Source organism: Bradyrhizobium sp. Rc2d (assembly GCF_900099855.1).
Taxonomy (GTDB): domain Bacteria; phylum Pseudomonadota; class Alphaproteobacteria; order Rhizobiales; family Xanthobacteraceae; genus Bradyrhizobium.
In genome coordinates this window covers 30,494-49,102 of the sequence record NZ_FNCU01000029.1, presented here as the reverse complement: position 1 = coordinate 49,102, position 18,609 = coordinate 30,494, and the positions used below count along the sequence as shown (strand labels likewise).

The following is an 18,609-nucleotide window of genomic DNA, read 5'->3' as shown; positions in this document are numbered from 1 at the left end:
ACCCATTACCCCTGGGAGGAGTTTGGCGAAGATTCGCCATTCGGTACTTCTACGAACCCCGATCGATAGATCACGCGGTATGGGTCCTGGCTTTCGCCAGGACGACACCGGTGGATGTGGCTGGCTGCTTCGGCCACACTGACAGACTCGATCCTACCCCGGCGTCAGCTTCGCCACTTCCCCCTTCATGTCCTCCAGCACACCCGAGATCGCCGCGACCAGCTCGTCGATCTGGGCCTTGGTGGCGATCAGCGGCGGGCAGATGGCGATGGCATCGAGCATGTTGCGGGAGATCACGCCGCGCTCCTGCAGCATGCGGCTGGCGATGCCGCCGACGGCGCCGGGCGTAGCGGCTGCCGTCTTGCGCCCCTTGTCGAGCACGAGCTCGAGAGCGGCTATCATGCCGACGCCGCGGACCTCGCCGACCAGCGGATGGCTGGCGAGTTCGCGCAGCTTGCCTTGCATATAGCTCCCCAGTTCAGCGGCATGCGCGACCAGGCCGCGCTCCTCGATGATCTTCAAATTCTCCAGCGCAATCGCCGAGCCGACGGGATGTCCGCCCGCGGTGAAGCCGTGGCCGAGCACGCCGATCTTGTTGCTCTCGTCCGCGATCGGCTCGAACATGCGGTCGTTCAGCATGATCGCCGACAGCGGAAAATAGCTCGAAGTGATCTGCTTGGAGACCACCATCGCGTCCGGCTTGATGCCATAGGTCTCGCAGCCGAACATCTTACCGGTGCGGCCGAAGCCGCAGATCACCTCGTCGGCGACCAGCAGGATGTCGTACTTCTTCAAGACCTTCTGGATCTTGTCCCAATAGGTCGCCGGCGGAACGATGACGCCGCCCGCCCCCATCACCGGCTCGCCGAAGAAGGCCGCGATCGTATCCGGGCCCTCCTTCTGGATCAGCGCGTCGAGCTCCTCGGCCCGGCGCGTCGCGAACGCCTCCTCGCTCTCGCCCGGCGCGCCGTCCTTGTAGAAATGCGGCGAGCCCGTGTGCAGGATGTTCGGCAGCGGCAGGTCGAACGAGCGGTGATTGTTCGGCAGGCCCGTGAGGCTGGCCGAGGCGATGGTGACGCCGTGATAGGCGCGCAGGCGGCTGATCACCTTCTTGCGCTGGGGCTGGCCGAGCGCGTTGGAACGATAGGCGATCAGCTTCAGGACCGTATCGTTCGCTTCCGAGCCGGAATTGGTGAAGAACACTTTGCTCATCGGCACCGGCGCGAGTGCGACCAGCTTCTCGGCGAGGTCGATCGAGGGCCCGTGCGATTTGGCCGAGAACGTGTGATAGAACGGCAGCGCCTGCATCTGCTTGTGTGCGGCGTCGACGAGACGCTTCTCGTTGAAGCCGAGCCCGACGCTCCACAGGCCTGCCATCGCCTCGAAATAGCGCTTGCCCGCAGCATCGAACACGTAGGGACCCTCACCGCGCTCGATCACGAGGGGACCGGCCTGCTGATGGGTGCGCGCGTTGGTGTAGGGATGGAGCTGATAGGCCACATCCCGGGCCTCTGGCGAATTCGGCAGCATGGTCATTTGCAGGGATCCCTAAAGTCGTGACGTCGCCGGCACAGCCAGCGTCACTTGATGATCAAGCCACTTGGCTATTGCGATGGGACAAAGCTTGCAACGCCAATTCGTCGGCAGCAAGCGCTCAGCAGCATTGCACAAAGCCGCATATCGGGATGGGACGGCTCTCAGGCCGCGTCGTCGTCATCCCCATCGTCAGCGGCGGCGGCCTCCCTCACCTCAACGAGCGCCATCGAGAGCAGATAGACCGTCGTGGGCAAGCCGACGCGGCGCGCCGTCTCGACGGCACGCGACAAATCGCTTGCCAGCTCCTTGAGCTGTTCTCCCCGTGACAATGTCTCGACCCCCACCCGCCGATCGCGGCCGCCTACACCGCAACGGCGCCGCTGGTTCTGATCAGTTCGGCGCTGGAATGGATCGTAGCAAAATTCCCGATGACATTCACTACTGCTCGCTTGTAGGCGGCGGCATCACCCGTGCCCGGCTGCCGGCAGGCCACGGCGTCAGCGACCACCTCGTAGCGATGGCTGCGGTGAAACCCGTCCACGGCGGTGGCCAGGATGGTCTCGTCCAGGGAAAACCCGGCCAGCACGCAGCGCACATTGTGGATATTGGACATGTAGTCCACAAACCGCGACGAGCTGTAGGCCGACGGCAGCGGATGCTCGAACGTCATTTCTCCCGGACGCGGCTTCGCCTCCGCGATCCAATCGGTCAGCCTGGATGCCGGATTGAACCAGGCCGCCTGCGCGATGCGCTTCAAATGCATCACCGGCCAGAGATTGCTGCGCCACAGCGTCAGCAGTTCCAGGCAGCGCTCGGTGGCGGCATCGCCGTCGAGGATGACATGGCGGCGCCCAGGGGTCAGATATTCGACCTGGAGGTCCGCGCAGATCAGGATCGGCGGATCATCGTGGATGGAAACCGGCATTGTCTTGCGCGCAGCTGCACCTGTTTCAACGGTCGGCGAGCGCGAGATCCCGCAGCGGCGAGGTCACCGCCCGCCCCGCCGAGGCGTCGAGTACGCCCGGCCGGTCCCAATCGCCTTCGGGCCGGATGATCACATAGGGATCGCTGTCCAGCGTGATGGCGTCCGGCCCCGGCTCGATCTCCAGCAGCATCTCCGTGTAGGAGAAATCCGAGAAGGTGATCTTGCGGTTGTGGCCGAGCGGCTTGGCACCGAAATGGGCCCAGAAATCGACCAGCCGGTCCTGCGCCTGGCCATAGATCTTGCGGAAGCCCTTGCGCTTCACATAGTCGACGCTTGCCTGCACCAGCTTGAACGAGACGCGCGAGCGCCGGTACTGGTGACGCACCGCAAGCCGCTCCACCTTGGCGAAATCGCCGAAGAAGCGCACCCGCAGGCAGCCCGCGGGCTCGTTGCCGACGAAGCCGATGAAATGCGCGGCGACCATGTCGTTGCCGTCGAACTCCTCCTCGAACGGACAATCCTGCTCGGCGAGATAGACCGCAGAGCGGATCGCGGTGACCAACATCAGATCGCTGGGATCGCGCGCAAGGCGGATGGTGATGGCGCGGGAGTCGGGCTTGGCGAGAGGAATTCTAGTACCGTGCATCTGCAAAACTCCTTGCTTGGATGATCGCACCCGGCATGCGCATCGGCTGGCGATGCCAGGGGCGCTCGTAGCACCAGAGGTCGGGTTGGAAGCTTGGGACAGGCACAAAGCCGGTCGCCTTCATGATGTCGCGTCCGGCCACGGTTGATGGCTGCGCATAGCAATCGGCACCGCGAAACCTTAGCTGTCGCAGATGAGCCGCGGCCTTGCCGAGACCGGCGATACCGCGCCCCGTCGTCGCGATCGCCCAGATGTAGATGGCCGCGACGTCGTCTTTCGCGGACGCGAGATAGCGCGTCTCGGGCGCGGTGAGGCAGATCTCGTCGAGCAGCAGCGCATCGTGCCCGCGATCATTGAGGAACAGGAAGGCCATGCCGCCGAGCAGACGGCCCTTCCGGCTGAAAGTCAGGATGCTCTGAGGATCGAAGGTGAAATATCTTGCAAGCTCTGCTGAACCGATCTGCACACCCGGCACCAGGCGATGCGCCATTTCCGAAAGCGCGGCAATTTCGGAAAATTGCGCGCAACGGACGTCCACGTCCGGGCTCAGCGGCAGCGCGTCGAAATCATGCCTTGCGGCAAACGAGCCTCTTTCCATACCGAGATCGCCCCTCTATCGTTTACGGCTTTCGTACCCCGCTATGAGGACGAGCTTAGCGGTTGGGGACCAAGAGTATGCAGCAGTTATTGCACCGGGGTGCTGCGATGATGCAGCACCGTGAAGAAGTCCTGGGTGCGTCCTGGGACGATTTGAAGCTGTTTTTAGCATGCGCAAAATATAAAAGTTTTCGCAACGCGGCCGAAGAGCTCGGCCTCACCTCCACCACCTTGATGCGCCGGATCGACCGGCTCGAAGAGAGCATCGGCTGCAAGCTGTTCCTGCGCGACCAGAGCGGACTCACGCTCAGCGACGAAGGCACCGCGATGATCGCCGACGTCGCGCATATGGAGCGTCACGCCTTCAACGTCTTCCGTCGCGCCTCGCGTTCGTCGAACGACACCGCGGGCACCGTGCGCGTCGCGGTGACGGAGGGGCCCGGCAATTTCTGGATCCTGCCGCGGCTGATCGATTTCCAGAAGACCTATCGAAGGATCACCGTCGATCTGCGCTGCGCGATGGAGCAGGCCGACGTCGCGCGGCTTGAATCCGACATCGCGATCCAGCTCGAGCCACCGACCAATCCGGATCTGATCGTCGCCAAGCTGGGCCGGCTGCACATCTATCCATTCGTCTCCAAGGAGTACGAGGACCTCTACGGCGTGCCGGCAACGCTCGCCGACCTCAAGAACCACCGCATCATCAAGCAGAGCGCGCCGCAGGTCGATGACGGCGCCTATGCCCGCGTGCTCGGGCTGAAGTCGCTGGAAGGCGTCGTCGGGATCAAAACCAACTCCTCGGTCGGCGTGCTCTATGCCGTCGAGCGCGGCGCCGGCATCGGCTTCCTGCCGACGGTGTCGATCGCGCTCGGTGCGCCGCTCGTTGCCGTCGATCTCGGCGTCAGCCACCACGCCGATCTCTGGCTCACCTATCACAAGGAGTTCCGCACCTCCGAGCGGCACAAGATCGTGGTCGACTGGCTGAAGAAGATCTTCGATCCCAAGACCTATCCCTGCTTCCGCGACGAGTTCATCCATCCGAACGCGCTGGTGCCGATGATGACGGCCGCGCGCGAGGGTTTTGGACTGACGGGCTATGCCGCGGCAACGCCGGCGTAAGTTTCAGCTCACCATTTGTATTCGAAGCCGACCGTGCCCTGGTGCGAGGTGAGCTCGTTGCGGAACTTGCCGTCGTAATTGACGTAGAGGCGCGCGACGCTGGTCAGGCTGAGCGAGGCCGAGGCGCCGGCATCCATGCCGTAGCGGCTCTCGCCGATGCCGGGGACGTCGATGCTCTGGGTCCCCAGGCTGACTTGGATCGATCCGAGGTCCTGGTGGAAATTGTCGACGAACTTGCCGTAGGCGGACAGGTCGAGGATTTTCTGGTCGATGATGAAGTAGCGGCCGATCTCGGCCCCGATCATGACGCGCGCGCGCGACAGCGCCGTCGCGCCGACGTTGAGCGGATCGAGGCCGCCGGCCTCCTGGAACGCCGCGCTGGTAGCGCGCACATATTCGAGCGCGCCCTTGGGCACGATGCGCATCTGGTCCTTGGTCCAGTAATAGCTGATCTCGGTCAGCGCACCGTCGACCGCGGCGCGATAGCCCGCGTTCGCAACGCCGAAGCCGGTGTCGCGGCTGGAACGGACCTTGCCGAAACCGTGCACCACCGCAAAGGCCCAGGTCCAGGGCCCCTTGTCGATGGAGCCGTTGATGCCGACCTGGGTCAGGTCGAGTGTCGCCGACTGGAGCGCCAGCGGCACGTCGATGTCGGTGTGGCTCTGGTCGACCGAAAAGCCGATATTGACACCCGGTGCGAGCCGCGCGCCGATACCGGCGACACCGCCAAAGGTCTTGCGCTTGTCGCCGAGGAAGTCTCCCTGCGCATCGGTGCGGACGGAGATGCCGTAACCCTCGAACCAGGTGCGGTAGCGCGGATCTTCGGTGCTCGCCGATGCGCCGCCGCCGCCGGGATTGGTGCGGGATGCCCGGTTGATGCCGCTCGATGCCTGGTTGCCGAGGCGCTCTAGGAAACCTGAGCCGAGATTGAGCGTGCTGTTGCCGGCCGACTGGTCGTAATTGGTCGAGGTCGGCATCGGAACCGGGGTCGGCGACGGCGTGGGTGTCGGGGTCGGCGTGGGCGTGGGCGTCGGCGTCGGACTTTGCGCGAGGACGGCCGTCGCCGCCGACACCGTCACGATGAGTGCAAACGTCATAAGGGCAAAGGTCGTGGCGACCGCTGCCGCGACGCGGCGGATGCGGTTCAGCCCGATCGTCTGCCGTGTCCCTGGTGGCTGCGCGGTGCAGCGCATGACGACAAATCCCAAAGCAAATGGCGGCGCGCAAAAATGCAACACGAGCGGCGCACGCATGAGGTGATTTGTGCCGAACTGCTACGGAGGGTCAACCAGCTGACACCTCCCGACGAGGGGGATTGCTCCTGATTGTGGTTCCCCGGCCACAGGTCGAAAATTGCACTCGGGCGTGTCCGGTGCGATCTTGAAATTCGCACTCTGCTTGCTAACGCGCGCTTTTCATGTTGCAATATTGGCCACAATCGGAATTGGCCGCTCGGCTGTGCGTTTCGCGACATTGAGACTCAAGACTCGAACAGACTTCCGGAAGCCCGTTTGTGGCGTGGCACGCGAAAAAGCGGCCGCGTCTTTTTTCTATCTAGTGGAGGAGACTAGCGATGCCGCAAAAGGGCACCGTCAAATGGTTCAACCCGACCAAGGGCTATGGGTTCATCAAGCCGAACGGCGGCGACAAGGACGTGTTCGTCCACATCTCCGCCGTCGAGCGCGCCGGACTCTCGACCCTCAACGAGAATCAGGTGGTTGAATACGACCTCGTGGAGAACCGCGGCAAATCATCCGCGGAGAACCTCAAGGTCTCCTGATTTCTCTCAAAGCTACGCGCGAGAGATCATGACGTTGCCCCCGGCTCTGCCGGGGGATTTTGTTTTGGAAGTCGAAAAGCGACGTCGCTTCAGCTCACCACCGGCGAAACCAAAAAATTCTCCGACGGTCCGCTGCCCGCCGTCTTGCACACCTCGCCCTCGATCCGGACCTTGTCGGCCGCGAGCAGCCGCAGCGCCTCGGGATAGATGCGGTGCTCGACTTCGAGGATGCGCTCCGAGAGCGTGTCCGACGTATCGTTGTCGCTGACGGGAACCGCGCCCTGCATCACGATCGGGCCGGCATCGGTCTCCGGGATCACGAAGTGCACCGTCGCACCGGACAGCTTGACGCCGGCACGCAAGGCCTGGCCATGCGGATCGAGGCCGGGGAAGCACGGCAGCAGCGACGGATGGATGTTGAGCATCCGTCCGTACCAGGCCTTGGTGAACTCCGCCGTGAACAGGCGCATGAAGCCGCCCAGACAAATCAGCTCGATGCCGTGCCGGTCCAGCGCGGCCTGCAGCACCTTCTCGAAACCTGCGCGGTCCTTGCCGAACGGCTTGCTCTCGATCACCTCGGTTGTCACGCCGCTCGCCCTGGCCCGTTCGAGCCCCAGTGCATCGGCCTTGTTCGAGATGACCAGCGAAATCTCTGCCGGAAAATCCGCGGCAGCCGCTGCCTTGATCAGCGCAGCCATGTTGGAGCCGCGGCCGGAGATCAGGATGGCGACGCGGCGCTTCATCACAGCGCCAGGTCGAGGTGGCCGTTATAGACGACGCGGTGCTCGCCTTCGGCCGGGATCACGGTGCCGAGCTGCGCCACGGTCTCGCCGGCATCGGTGAAGACCTTGACCACCTTGTCGACCTGGTCAGGCTCGACGATCGCGATCATACCGATGCCGCAGTTGAAGGTGCGCAGCATTTCAAGCTCGGCGATGCCGGCCTGCGCGGCCAGCCATTTGAACACTGGCAGCACCGGCAGCTGTGCAAGGTCGATGCCGACGCCCAGGTGCTTCGGCAGCACGCGCGGAATGTTGTCGGTGAAACCGCCGCCGGTGATGTGGGCTAGTCCCTTCACCGCGCCAGTCTCGCGGATCGCACGCAGGCAGGATTTGACGTAGAGCCGCGTCGGCGTCAGCAGCGCGCCGCCCAGCGTCATCACCGGCGCGAACGGCGCCTGCGCCTCGAAGCCGAGACCGGATTGTTCCACGATCTTGCGCACCAGCGAGAAGCCGTTGGAATGCACGCCCGACGAGGCGAGCCCGATCACGGCGTCGCCTGCCGCGATGTCCTTGCGCGGCAGCAGCGTGCCGCGCTCGGCGGCGCCGACGGCAAAGCCGCCGAGATCATAATCGCCGTCCTTGTAGAGGCCGGGCATCTCGGCCGTTTCGCCGCCGATCAGGGCGCAGCCGGATTCGCGGCAGCCCTCCGCAACGCCAGCGACGATCGCGGCGGTGGCCTCCGGATCGAGCTTGCCGCAGGCGAAATAGTCCAGGAAGAACAGTGGCTCGGCGCCCTGGACCACGAGGTCGTTGACGCTCATGGCGACGAGGTCGATGCCGATGCCGCCATGCAGGCCGGTCTCGATCGCGATCTTGACCTTGGTGCCGACGCCGTCGGTCGCGGCAACCAGAACGGGGTCCTTGAAACCGGCCGCCTTGAGGTCGAACAGGCCGCCGAAACCGCCGATCTCGGCGTCGGCGCCGGGCCGTGCGGTGGCGCGCACCATCGGCTTGATCAGGTCGACGAGGCGGTTGCCGGCGTCGATATCGACGCCTGAATCGGCGTAAGTGAGGCCGTTTTTGCGGTCGGTCATGCCCGATTTCCAGTGGGTTTGCGGCTGGTTACGTCGAATTCCGGGGACGCGCAATGGCTCGCATGGCGCCCCGCCCTATACTATGTAGATATCAACCGGTTCAGCCTCCGAGGGGGCCGGATCTGAGGTCAATCCGGGTGCCGGGAAGCGCCGCGTGAGTATTCCGAACATCATTACCCTGGGCCGCATCATGCTGGTCCCGATCATCGTCTGGGCCATCGTGTCGAGCCAAATGGAGGTGGCGTTCGCGGTCTTCCTGATCGCCGGTATCAGCGACGCCGTCGACGGCTTCCTGGCCAAGCGCTTCAATATGACGAGTGAGCTCGGCGCCCTGCTCGATCCGCTCGCCGACAAGGCGCTGCTGGTCTCGATCTACATGGCGCTCGGCATCTGGGGGGCGATTCCGCGCTGGATTGTCATCCTCGTGGTCTCGCGCGACATCATGATCGTCGCCGCCGTGATCGTATCCTGGCTGTTCGACCGGCCGGTCGAGATGAAGCCCTCGAAGGTGTCCAAGCTCAACACTGTGGCCCAAGTGGCGTTCGCGGCCTTGGTGCTGGCCGCACTTGCCTTCGGCTTCAAGCCGCAACCCTATGATATGATCCTGATGGGCCTCGTCACGGTTTTCACGCTCTCCTCGGTGTCGCTCTATCTCGTCGAGTGGCTGCGGCACATGAGCACGATCGAGGCCAAATGAGTTGGGATGCGGCCCCGTAAAAGGCCAACTCCCGCTCGATCAAGTCGAATCTTTTCCAACGAGGCCGGCGCGCCGGCATGGAGCAAGGCAAGCGTGGCAGGCCGCGTTCATCCCCGACAATTGGCGTTTTCGCTTCCGCATGCGGAAAGCCTCAGCCGGGACAATTTCCTCGAGGGCCCCGCCAACGCGGCCGGCCTCGGCCTGATCGACGCCTGGCCAGAATGGCCGAACCGGATCATGTGGCTGGCCGGCCCCGAAGGCAGCGGCAAGAGCCATCTCGCCGCGATCTGGGCCGAGGAGGCTGGCGCCCGCTCGACCACGGCCAACGCCCTGACCGCTGCAGCGGTCCCGGGCGCGCTCGCCACCGGGGCGCTAGTGGTCGAGGACCTCAAGGCGAAAGAATTTGACGAGCGCGCGCTCTTCCACCTGATGAACCTCGCCCGTGAGGATGGCGCCTACGTCCTCTTCACCGGGCGCGAGGTCCCGGCATCGCTCGAGATCGAGCTTCGCGACCTGCGCTCGCGCCTGCGCGCCGTGCCGGCGGTCGCGCTGCTGCCGCCCGACGACCAGCTTTTCCGTGGCCTGATCGTCAAATTCTGCGCCGACCGTCAACTCACGGTGGATGAGAGCGTGGTCAGCTACCTCGCCACTCGCCTGGAGCGGTCCCCGGCCGCCGCCCGGCGGGCTGTGGAATTGCTCGACAGCGAGGCCCTGCGGCTTGGGCGCCCCGTCACCCGGGCGCTGGCCGCCGAGCTGCTTCGGGACGCCTGACCGGCCCCCGCCCGCCTCCGAGGCCGCTTGACGCGGCGGAGCGGCGGAACATCAATGTCATCGAAACGTCATCGCTCTAACACATGCTCCCGCCGGTTTTGCGCGTAAGTCGCAAATTGGGGTGAACTGGATGGATCGACTTCTCATGGACTCTGCGCAAGCCGTTGAAATCAAAGAAAAACCCCCGGAAACCGAGGGCCTGCCGGCGATTGCTTCCAGCCCCGAGCGTTTCATCAACCGCGAGCTGTCCTGGCTGCATTTCAATCGCCGCGTCCTGGAGGAATCGGTCAATCCCAGCCACCCCATGCTGGAGCGGGTACGATTCCTGTCGATTTCAGCGAATAACCTCGACGAGTTCTTCATGGTCCGCGTGGCCGGCATCAAGGCCCAGGTGCGCGAGGGCATTGCCGAGCGCGCCCCCGATGGCCTCACGCCGTCGGAGCAGCTCGCGCTGATCAACCGCACCGTGTCCGAGCTTGCCTCCGACCAGCAGGCGATCTGGCGCGACCTGCGCGGCACGCTCGCCGATGTCGGCATCGTGCTGGTTGAGGGCAAGGACGTCACCAAGGCGGAGCGGAGCTGGATCGAGGACTACTTCCTCAACAACGTGTTCCCGCTGCTGACGCCGCTCGCAATCGATCCGGCCCACCCTTTCCCGTTCATCCCGAGCCTCGGCTTCACCATCGCGCTCCAGCTCACGCGCGCCGCCGACGGCAAGCAGATGAACGCGCTGATCCGCATGCCCGGCAAGATCGACCGCTTCATCCGCCTACCAGCCGAAGGCAGGGCCGTCCGGCTGATTTCGCTGGAACAGGCGACCGCCCTGTTCATCAACCGCCTCTTCCCCGGATACAATCTGCGCGGCCAGGGCGCCTTCCGAATCATCCGCGACTCCGAGCTTGAAATCGAGGAAGAGGCGGAAGACCTGGTCCGCCTGTTCGAGACCGCGCTGAAGCGTCGCCGCCGCGGCTCGGTGATCCGGCTCGAGATCGACGCCAAGATGCCCGAGGAATTGCGGAGCTTCGTCCAGCACGCGCTGTCGGCCGCCGACGACGAGGTGTTCCTGGTCGATGGCGTGCTCGCCATGAACGAGCTTTCGCAGCTCACCCGCATCGACCGTCCCGACCTCGAATTCACCCCCTACGTGCCGCGCCATCCCGAGAGGGTGCGCGAGCATGCCGGCGACGTCTTCGCGGCGATCCGGCAGAAGGACCTCGTCGTCCATCATCCCTATGAATCCTTCGACGTGGTGGTGCAGTTCCTGCAGCAGGCCGCGCGCGACCCAGATGTGGTCGCGATCAAGCAGACGCTATACCGCACCTCCAACAACTCGCCGATCGTGCGCGCGCTCGCCGAAGCCGCTGAGGCCGGCAAGTCGGTGACCGCGCTGATCGAGCTGAAGGCGCGCTTCGACGAAGAGGCCAACATCCGCTGGGCGCGCGACCTCGAGCGCGCCGGCGTGCAGGTCGTCTACGGCTTCCTCGAACTGAAGACGCATGCAAAGCTCTCGATGGTGGTGCGCCGCGAGGGCGGCAGCCTCACGACCTACGTCCATACCGGCACCGGCAACTATCACTCGGTGACCGCGCGCATCTACACCGACCTCTCCTACTTCACCTCGGATCCGACCATCGGCCGCGACGCGGCGCGCGTGTTCAATTTCATCACCGGCTATGCCGCGCCGAGCGATCTTGAGAAGATGGCGGTGTCGCCATTGACCTTGCGCAAGCGCATCATCGAGCACATCCAGGGCGAGACCGCGCATGCACGGCACGGGCGGCACGGCGCGGTCTGGATGAAGATGAACGCGCTTGTCGACCCCGACATCATCGACGCGCTCTACGAGGCCTCGCAGGCCGGCGTCCAGGTCGAGCTGGTGGTGCGCGGCATCTGCTGCCTCAGGCCCGGAATTCCCGGCCTGTCGGAGAACATCCGCGTCAAGTCGATTATCGGACGCTTCCTGGAACACGGCCGAATCTACTGCTTCGGCATGGGCCAGGGCCTGCCGAGCGCGAAAGCGGCTGTGTATATCTCCTCGGCCGACATGATGCCGCGCAACCTCGACCGCCGCGTCGAGGTGCTGTGTCCGCTGCAAAATCCCACGGTGCATCAGCAGGTTCTCGAACAGATCATGGTCGCGAATCTGAAGGATAATGAGCAGAGCTGGCAATTGTTGCCGGACGGGTCCTCAACGCGTATGAAGGCCGCGAAGGGCGAGGAGCCTTTCAACGTCCACAACTACTTCATGACAAATCCGAGTCTGTCTGGCCGTGGAAAGTCGCTCAAGGAATCCTCGCCGCGCCGTCTCACGCGCCGTAATGAACGTCATCCATCCTGATCCCGGATTTTCGACGTGAAGCGGCCGCGCAAGCGCGGCTCCAGCGTCGCGGTCATCGATATCGGTTCCAACTCGGTCCGTCTCGTCGTCTACGAGGCGCTCGCGCGCAGCCTCATTCCGATCTTCAACGAGAAGACGCTGTGCGGCCTCGGGCGCGAGGTGCAGAGCACGGGCCTGCTCGCGCCCGACGCCGTCGACAAGGCCCTGACCTCGCTCAAGCGTTTTCGGGCGCTGTGCCGCGTGATGCAGGTCGGGCGCGTGTTCGCGATTGCGACCGCCGCCTGCCGCGACGCTTCCAACGGCCCCGACTTCATCGCGAAGGCCGAGCGCATCTGCGCCGTGAAGATCGAGATCCTGTCGGGCCAGCGCGAAGCGCGGCTGTCGGCCCTCGGCGTGATCTCCGGCATCCATTATCCCGACGGCATCGTCGGCGATCTCGGCGGCGGCTCGCTCGAGCTGATCGACGTGCGCAGGAACAGCGTACGCAGCGGCGTGACGCTGCCGCTCGGCGGGCTCGCGCTCCAGGACCTCGCGCACAAATCGCTCAAGCGCGCCGACCGCATCGTCCGCGAAGCGATCGACGAGGTGCCGCAGCTAGCCGCGGGCCGCGGCCGCACCTTCTACGCGGTCGGCGGTACCTGGCGCGCGCTCGCGCGCATCCACATCATCCAGAGCGGCTATCCACTCCAAGTGATGCACGGCTATTCGATTCCGGCGGCCGAGGCGCTCGACTTCTCGCGGCGTCTGCGCCGGCTTGCGGCCGCCGACATGCTGGCCGACATCGAGATCGTCGCTGATGCGCGCCGCCCGTTCCTCACCTATGCGGCACTGGTGCTCGAGCACATCATCCGCGTGGCGAAGCCGAAAACCATCGTGTTCTCGACCTTCGGCGTGCGCGAGGGCCTGCTGCACGAGAAGCTGCCGGACTCCGAACGCAACAAGGACGGGCTGATCTGCGCCGCAGAGGAGCTCAACCAGCTGCTGTCGCGTTCGGCGAAGCACGCCCGCGAGCTGATCGCCTGGACCGACCGCCTCGCGCGCGTCGTGAAGCTGCGCGAGACCGAAGAGGATCGCCGCCTGCGCCACACCGCGTGTCTGCTCTCCGACATCGGCTGGCGCGTGCATCCTGATCATCGTGGCGAGCAGACGCTGAGCCTCGTCGTCAACGGCAATTTCGGCGCGATCACCCATACCGAGCGCGCGTTCATCGGCCTGTCGGTGTTCTACCGCTATGCGGGCCTGAGCGAGGAAAACCAGCCGCCGGCCACCATGCAGAGCCTGCTGACGCCGGCGCAGCTCGAGCGTGCACGCCTCTTGGGCGCTGCGTTCCGCGTCGCGCACCTGATCTCGGCGGCGCGGCCGGGTGTGCTGCCCGCCACACATTTCCGCAGCGGGAGCCGCAAGCTGATGCTGGTGTTCGAGCACCGCCTCGTCGATCTCGTCGCCGACCGCGTCGGCAGCCGCTTCCGCCAGCTCGCCCGCCTGATCAACCGCGCCGGTTCGATCGTGCGGCGGTGACCCTCATCCTCCCGGGTCGTCTTTTGAGCCACATGATCAGGCCGCTGACGAACAGGGCGAGAGGCGCGAATCCGGCCGCGAAAACCAGCAGACGTCCTGCGAGTCCGAGCGCCGCGCCGTTGTGGATCCAGAGCTGTTCGGCCAGATAGCGGTCCCCCATCGACATGGCGAGCGGAGTGCGGTCGTGCACCACTGCGCCACTCCATGGATCGAGCCAGATCGCCCCCCGTGCCCGCACGGCGGGATCAGCACCGTCGGGACGAAACTGCACGCGCCAGGTGTTGCGCGTTGCGGTCGGCGGATTGAACATAGCGATCGCAACGCCGGGCTTGGCCGCCTGCGCTATTCGCGCGATCGCATCGGCTGGCAGCAACGGCTCTCTGCCGGAGACGGCAGTTCGACCCGTGGCGAGCGATCAGGCGTCGTTTGCGACAGAAGACCAACGATGGGACGCACCATGTCGGGAAATACGATGCCGACTCCGGTGATTGAGATCCCCAAGAGCACGAACAGTGCCCAAAAGCCGGCCGCACTATGAACGTCCAGAACAAATCGAAGCAGCGAGACGTTCTTGCGCACTGAGACCGATCGCCAGAAAAGACCCGGCCTCGGCCACCACAGGACCAGGCCCGATATGGCCAAACCGAGCAGCACGAACCCGGCCACGCCGACCAGCTCCTTGCCCCACCACTCATAGAGCAGCAGCGTGTAGTGGAGACGATAGACCTTGAGGGCGAACGCGTTGACGTAGTCACGCCGCCCGAGCACGTTTCCGTTCGAAGGATCGACCATGGTCGTCCAACGGTTCGGGTAGCGGCCAGGCGCAGTTTCATGCGTATGTATCACGATCCAGACCGGCCAGGTCCGATCCGGCGCCAGGATCGTGGCAATCGGCGCTGGATCCGCCGCCGCGGCGGCGCGCATCACTTCCGATAAAGTGACTTTTTGCTCCGGACCTGCGGGAGTATAGAGCGCAGGATTCAGGGCAACATCGATCTCCCGGTAGAAGACAATGAAGCTTCCGGTGAGGCCTATCAGCGCCACGACGAGGCCGAAGATCAATCCGAGCCATCGGTGAGCCCACAGCAGCGTGTGGCGCGCGCGCCCGGGCATCATTCGGGATCGGGCGGGCGCGGAGCCGTCCTGTCGCGGCGCCCTGATTCTTTCGTCCATTCAGAGCACCCGTCGTCTGCGCCTGATCGTGGCTCCGCGTCTGGCCTCGGTGACGTTCGGAACGCGCATCGTCGTTGCGCGCATCAAAGCCGACCTGGTTCAGAAATCCGTCGACATCGACAATAGCAGAGTTCGCGGCGTGCCTTGCGCCAATGCGGAGAAGCTCGCCACGCCAGCCCAGTAGTTGGTATCGAATACATTCTGGACCAGGGCCCGGAGCGTGACCGGCCGGTTATTGATGCGCGTGTTGTAGCGCGCACCTAGATCGAGCCTGGTCCAGGCCGGAATAACTTGCGTGTTTGCCCCATCCAGATACTGGTGCCCGGTATAGATGGTGTTTGCGACCAGCGTCAGTCCGGGTGCAAACGGCGTGTCCCATTCGGCGGACAAATTGGCCTGCACCTGAGGCACGCCGATCGGCGTCTTGCCGAGATTGGCTAGCGTGCTCGTCTTCGTCAGCTCCGCGTCGATCAACGTCACGCCGCCAAGCACGCGAATGCCCGGCTGCACTTCTCCAAACACGGTGAATTCCACGCCGCGATTGCGCTGTTCGGCGTCAGCCCGGAAGACCTTATCTGCCCCCAGCTGTCCCGACGGCTTGGTGATCTCGAACAGGCTGATCGTGGTCGCGAGCATCCCGAAATCGATCTTGACGCCGGCTTCCTTCTGCTTGCTGAAGTACGGCGCCAGGACCTCTCCTTGATTGCTCGCCGTCGTCGGTGCGACGTCGCCCTTGCTGAGCCCTTCGATGTAATTGGCGGACAGCGAAACGTTGCTCCAGGGCTTGACGACCACGCCGACCATCGGCGTGAGCGCCGTCTGGTCGTAGGCGGAGGTAACGGCGCCCGTGGTGGTGTTGTAGTTGTTGGACTTGACGCCCTGTTGCCTGACGCCGACCGTCAGCTGAAGGCGCTCCTGGAAAACCGACATGGTGTCGGCCAGCGCAAGGCCGGTCAGCGCGGTATCCGACAGCTTCGGTACAGTCGCGGGAGCCGGAACGAGCTGCTCGGGACGGGCGATCGGCGCATAGATGTTGGACAACACCGGCGTCCCGGATACGGAGCCGCGCGAGATCTGATCCGTGTAGTAGCTGCCCTGGAAGGTCACGGCGTGACTGATCGCGGCTGTTTCGAGCCGGGCACGCACACCGGCGTCGGCCACGTTCCTGTCGATATCAAATTTGAAATGCCCCGGCGTCGAAGTCGTGTTGCCTGCCGCGTTCAGGATCGTCGGCGTCCCAAACAGACGATCGACCTGGGTCCTGCCGCCACCGCCGTCGGCGAACACTGTCACGGAGTCCGTCACATCGTATTCGGCGCGCGCTAGCAGCGAGTTGTCGTGAACCTTGGCCCATTCCCAGGCCTGCGTGACATTGCGCCGCCCGACCGGCGCGGTCGGAACGGCGACGCCCGTTGCGACCAGAAACGGCCTCGTGGGCGCGTCGAACTTTTCCTCCTGATCGATGAAGTCGAGCGAAGCTCTGAACTTCTCGCCGCGATAGTCGAACGCTGCGGCGCCGACATGCGCCTCCCGGGTCTGGTTGTCCAACGGTGTATCGCCATTGTGATAACTACCATTGACGCGAATACCGAATTCGCGGTTCTCGCCGAACCGACGGCTCACGTCGAGATGCGTGCCGAGCTGGGTATTTGTCGCGTAGTCGGTCGTGACCCGGGTGAGATCGACATCCCCAGCACGTTTTGGAACGATGTTGATGGTGCCCCCGACGCTGCTGTTTGGCGCCATGCCGTAAAGCAGCGCCGTCGGGCCCTTGATGATTTCGATGCGCTCCACGTAATCGGTGAACACCCGATAATTCGGTGCAACGCCATAGACGCCGTTGAAGGCAATTTCTCCGACATTCCCCTCCCCGATCGGAAAGCCGCGGATGAAGAAGGAGTCGAGAATGCCGCCGGTCTGGCCAGTGAAACGCACCGAAGGATCGTTGCTGACGACGTCGGCGACCGTGGTGGCCTGTTGATCTTCAATCTTCTTCGCCGTGTAGCTGGCGATGTTGAACGGCGTATCCATGAAATCCTTGTTGCCCAGCAAGCCGACCTGGCCGCCGCGGGCGACCTGCCCGCCTGCGTAGGACGGCGGAAGCGCGCCCGGCCTCGCAGCCGTGGGGGTTGCTTCCGCCTGCAACTTGGCCCGCTCATTCGCAGGCGCGCTACGGCCCGCCCTTCGGCCTGGATTGGAGCGTGGACGTGCGAGCGGCTTCGGCGCATCTGCGCTGACGGTCACCGCCGGCAACGTGCTGCCCCGCTCCGTCTCCGGCACAGCGCTTTGCGCAACAGTGCCGTGCAGGAGGCCGTCGCTGAACAAGGCAATGGAGACCACGGAGACCGCGAAGGCTCTCGGGCTGGAGCACGTCAGAAGGGCTTTGATGCTAGCAGCAAGAACAGCAACAGGACGGCAAATCACTCTCGACGGCATCGCACCAGCTTCCGATTTCATGAACATGAACGTCGGAACGACGTGCCGTGGGGACCATCGTTGAGTCAACGAAAGCACCCTTTATTTTCAATAGTTTATAATAAGACAACCTCTAAATCGCGCGTTGGTTGCGAAGGAAGACTCATCGCACGCAACGCCCAAGCGCGCTGCGTATTACCGCGCAGCGCGCTTCCTGCCGCGAACACAATGCGCGCGGTTGTAGGAATGCGATGATGGGAGACTTCGGCTCTTGCGCTGTGCCCATGGCCGGTGATCGCTCGCGTACCGCGGCCAACGCGGCGAGCACATCAGTGACATGCTCGCCTCTCATCGCTGGAGAGAAGACCAAGACCGATCAGAGCGTCGAAGTCACTTCGCCGATGCCTTGGCGTGCCCCTCGGAGGATTCGAGCGCGGCCGCGCTCAGGCTGCGCCGGCGCCAGATGGTGCCGACGACCAGCACGACAACGACGCCGAGCGCGGCGCAGAAATATTCGCCGCCTCCGCCGCCATGTGCGAACTGCGGCGGGATGCGAAGTGCGCCGAGCACGCTGTCCAGCGAGGCGCCGAGCGGGCCGTCGAACAGCATGTGCAGCTTCGGTGCGACGCCCGGATCGGTCGCGATCACCTCGCCCGCGATCCAGCCAAGTAGCGCCGCGCCGGCCCAGACCAGGACCGGCAGCTTTGCGAGCAGCGCCATGATCAGCGCGGCACCGGCGACGATGAGCGGCACGCTGATGGCGAGGCCGAGGATCAACAGCGGTACGCTGCCATTGGCGGCAGCAGCCACCGCAATGACGTTGTCCAGGCTCATGACGATGTCGGCGACCACGACGATCTGGACCGCCTGCAACAGATGCGAGGCGGACTCGACGTCGTCCTCGTCCTCGTTTTCGGGCACCAGCAGTTTTGCCGCGATCACGATCAGCGCGAGACCGCCGACGAGCTTGAGGTAGGGCAGCCCCATCAGGCTCGCGACGATGCCGGTGAAGATGATCCGCAGTATCACCGCGGCGCCCGCGCCGAAGATCATGCCCCACAGCCGGTGCCGCGGCTTGAGGCCGCGGCAGGCGAGCGCAATCACCAGCGCGTTGTCGCCGGAGAGCAGGATGTTGATCCAGATGATCTTGCCGACCGCGATCCAGAAGGTCGGTTCAGCCATCTCGTTGCGAAACTGGGTGAAGAACGCCCCGATCGTCGCGGGATCGAAGATCTGCCAGAGCCAGTTCACAATACGTCCTTTCGCCCCGTCGTCCTA

Annotated in this window: 18 protein-coding genes; 6 read left to right on the top strand and 12 right to left on the bottom strand. The window is 64.4% G+C overall.

Going from position 1 to position 18,609, the window contains the following annotated elements; genetic code table 11:
* Window positions 1-153 precede the first annotated feature (153 nt).
* From BLV07_RS29300 to BLV07_RS29285, 5 genes are all read right to left on the bottom strand, one after another.
* A complete protein-coding gene (locus tag BLV07_RS29300) occupies window positions 154-1,536 on the bottom strand; it encodes an aspartate aminotransferase family protein (RefSeq protein WP_091892894.1) in 1,383 nt (460 codons plus the stop codon).
* A gap of 161 nt (window positions 1,537-1,697) precedes the next feature.
* Complete coding sequence (locus BLV07_RS46560) at window positions 1,698-1,880, bottom strand: hypothetical protein (protein ID WP_128941882.1); 183 nt, start codon at window positions 1,878-1,880, stop codon at window positions 1,698-1,700.
* Window positions 1,881-1,897: 17 nt separating this feature from the next.
* On the bottom strand, window positions 1,898-2,461 hold the full coding sequence (locus BLV07_RS29295) for an isochorismatase family protein (RefSeq protein WP_091892892.1): 564 nt from the start codon (window positions 2,459-2,461) through the stop codon (window positions 1,898-1,900).
* A gap of 25 nt (window positions 2,462-2,486) precedes the next feature.
* Window positions 2,487-3,107 carry a GNAT family N-acetyltransferase gene (locus BLV07_RS29290; RefSeq protein WP_091892890.1) on the bottom strand — a complete coding sequence of 207 codons (621 nt, stop codon included), beginning with the start codon at window positions 3,105-3,107 and terminating at the stop codon, window positions 2,487-2,489.
* A complete protein-coding gene (locus BLV07_RS29285) occupies window positions 3,094-3,705 on the bottom strand; it encodes a hypothetical protein (RefSeq protein WP_091892888.1) in 612 nt (203 codons plus the stop codon). Before BLV07_RS29285 ends, BLV07_RS29290 begins: the two co-directional genes overlap by 14 nt.
* 77 nt (window positions 3,706-3,782) lie before the next feature.
* On the opposite strand from BLV07_RS29285, the gene BLV07_RS29280 reads away from it, so the two are divergent.
* On the top strand, window positions 3,783-4,823 hold the full coding sequence (locus BLV07_RS29280; protein WP_091892886.1) for a LysR family transcriptional regulator: 1,041 nt from the start codon (window positions 3,783-3,785) through the stop codon (window positions 4,821-4,823).
* Window positions 4,824-4,831: 8 nt separating this feature from the next.
* On the opposite strand, the gene BLV07_RS29275 is transcribed toward BLV07_RS29280, so the two are convergent.
* Complete coding sequence (locus BLV07_RS29275; protein WP_176945834.1) at window positions 4,832-6,016, bottom strand: autotransporter outer membrane beta-barrel domain-containing protein; 1,185 nt, start codon at window positions 6,014-6,016, stop codon at window positions 4,832-4,834.
* A gap of 380 nt (window positions 6,017-6,396) precedes the next feature.
* On the opposite strand from BLV07_RS29275, the gene BLV07_RS29265 reads away from it, so the two are divergent.
* Window positions 6,397-6,603 (top strand): cold-shock protein, encoded by a 207-nt coding sequence (locus BLV07_RS29265; protein ID WP_008551638.1) that lies wholly within the window; start codon window positions 6,397-6,399, stop codon window positions 6,601-6,603.
* A gap of 89 nt (window positions 6,604-6,692) precedes the next feature.
* Here BLV07_RS29265 and purN read toward each other — a convergent pair whose 3' ends face one another.
* Together purN and purM are read right to left on the bottom strand one after the other, a co-directional pair.
* Window positions 6,693-7,346, bottom strand: coding sequence for a phosphoribosylglycinamide formyltransferase (gene purN / locus BLV07_RS29260; RefSeq protein ID WP_176945833.1), 654 nt, complete (start codon window positions 7,344-7,346; stop codon window positions 6,693-6,695).
* The gene (gene purM, locus BLV07_RS29255; RefSeq protein WP_091892880.1) at window positions 7,346-8,419 is read right to left on the bottom strand and encodes a phosphoribosylformylglycinamidine cyclo-ligase; all 1,074 of its coding nucleotides are present in this window, start codon (window positions 8,417-8,419) and stop codon (window positions 7,346-7,348) included. The genes purN and purM overlap by 1 nt, the downstream gene beginning before the upstream one ends.
* 154 nt (window positions 8,420-8,573) lie before the next feature.
* Here purM and BLV07_RS29250 point away from each other — a divergent pair, with 154 nt between their 5' ends.
* The 4 genes from BLV07_RS29250 to ppx all read left to right on the top strand — a co-directional run bounded on the left by BLV07_RS29250 (window position 8,574) and on the right by ppx (window position 13,743).
* Window positions 8,574-9,116 carry a CDP-alcohol phosphatidyltransferase family protein gene (locus tag BLV07_RS29250; RefSeq protein WP_091892878.1) on the top strand — a complete coding sequence of 181 codons (543 nt, stop codon included), beginning with the start codon at window positions 8,574-8,576 and terminating at the stop codon, window positions 9,114-9,116.
* Window positions 9,117-9,209: 93 nt separating this feature from the next.
* A complete protein-coding gene (locus BLV07_RS29245) occupies window positions 9,210-9,887 on the top strand; it encodes a P-loop NTPase family protein (RefSeq protein ID WP_091892876.1) in 678 nt (225 codons plus the stop codon).
* A 145-nt stretch (window positions 9,888-10,032) separates the two neighbouring features.
* Window positions 10,033-12,225, top strand: a complete 2,193-nt coding sequence (locus tag BLV07_RS29240) for an RNA degradosome polyphosphate kinase (protein WP_176945841.1) — start codon at window positions 10,033-10,035, stop codon at window positions 12,223-12,225.
* Window positions 12,226-12,240: 15 nt separating this feature from the next.
* On the top strand, window positions 12,241-13,743 hold the full coding sequence (gene ppx / locus BLV07_RS29235) for an exopolyphosphatase (protein ID WP_091892874.1): 1,503 nt from the start codon (window positions 12,241-12,243) through the stop codon (window positions 13,741-13,743).
* On the opposite strand, the gene BLV07_RS49795 is transcribed toward ppx, so the two are convergent.
* The 4 genes from BLV07_RS49795 to BLV07_RS29220 all read right to left on the bottom strand — a co-directional run bounded on the left by BLV07_RS49795 (window position 13,712) and on the right by BLV07_RS29220 (window position 18,582).
* On the bottom strand, window positions 13,712-14,116 hold the full coding sequence (locus tag BLV07_RS49795) for a PepSY domain-containing protein (protein ID WP_283806543.1): 405 nt from the start codon (window positions 14,114-14,116) through the stop codon (window positions 13,712-13,714). The two genes, ppx and BLV07_RS49795, sit on opposite strands and share 32 nt — an antisense overlap.
* Window positions 14,086-14,805 (bottom strand): PepSY-associated TM helix domain-containing protein, encoded by a 720-nt coding sequence (locus BLV07_RS49790; RefSeq protein ID WP_283806542.1) that lies wholly within the window; start codon window positions 14,803-14,805, stop codon window positions 14,086-14,088. The genes BLV07_RS49795 and BLV07_RS49790 overlap by 31 nt, the downstream gene beginning before the upstream one ends.
* Before the next feature lie 210 nt (window positions 14,806-15,015).
* Complete coding sequence (locus BLV07_RS29225) at window positions 15,016-16,947, bottom strand: TonB-dependent receptor (RefSeq protein ID WP_091893005.1); 1,932 nt, start codon at window positions 16,945-16,947, stop codon at window positions 15,016-15,018.
* Window positions 16,948-17,721: 774 nt separating this feature from the next.
* The gene (locus tag BLV07_RS29220) at window positions 17,722-18,582 is read right to left on the bottom strand and encodes a TerC family protein (RefSeq protein ID WP_091892872.1); all 861 of its coding nucleotides are present in this window, start codon (window positions 18,580-18,582) and stop codon (window positions 17,722-17,724) included.
* Window positions 18,583-18,609: the final 27 nt, after the last annotated feature.

What these genes read in the sequence shown, in the direction of transcription:
- BLV07_RS29300 (WP_091892894.1), bottom strand. Translation starts at nt 1,536, where the DNA reads ATGACCATGCTGCCGAATTCGCCAGAGGCCCGGGATGTGGCCTATCAG.
- BLV07_RS29295 (WP_091892892.1), bottom strand. Translation starts at nt 2,461, where the DNA reads ATGCCGGTTTCCATCCACGATGATCCGCCGATCCTGATCTGCGCGGAC.
- BLV07_RS29290 (WP_091892890.1), bottom strand. Translation starts at nt 3,107, where the DNA reads ATGCACGGTACTAGAATTCCTCTCGCCAAGCCCGACTCCCGCGCCATC.
- BLV07_RS29285 (WP_091892888.1), bottom strand. Translation starts at nt 3,705, where the DNA reads ATGGAAAGAGGCTCGTTTGCCGCAAGGCATGATTTCGACGCGCTGCCG.
- BLV07_RS29280 (WP_091892886.1), top strand. Translation starts at nt 3,783, where the DNA reads ATGCAGCAGTTATTGCACCGGGGTGCTGCGATGATGCAGCACCGTGAA.
- BLV07_RS29275 (WP_176945834.1), bottom strand. Translation starts at nt 6,016, where the DNA reads ATGCGCTGCACCGCGCAGCCACCAGGGACACGGCAGACGATCGGGCTG.
- BLV07_RS29265 (WP_008551638.1), top strand. Translation starts at nt 6,397, where the DNA reads ATGCCGCAAAAGGGCACCGTCAAATGGTTCAACCCGACCAAGGGCTAT.
- purN (WP_176945833.1), bottom strand. Translation starts at nt 7,346, where the DNA reads ATGAAGCGCCGCGTCGCCATCCTGATCTCCGGCCGCGGCTCCAACATG.
- purM (WP_091892880.1), bottom strand. Translation starts at nt 8,419, where the DNA reads ATGACCGACCGCAAAAACGGCCTCACTTACGCCGATTCAGGCGTCGAT.
- BLV07_RS29240 (WP_176945841.1), top strand. Translation starts at nt 10,033, where the DNA reads ATGGACTCTGCGCAAGCCGTTGAAATCAAAGAAAAACCCCCGGAAACC.
- BLV07_RS29225 (WP_091893005.1), bottom strand. Translation starts at nt 16,947, where the DNA reads ATGGATACGCCGTTCAACATCGCCAGCTACACGGCGAAGAAGATTGAA.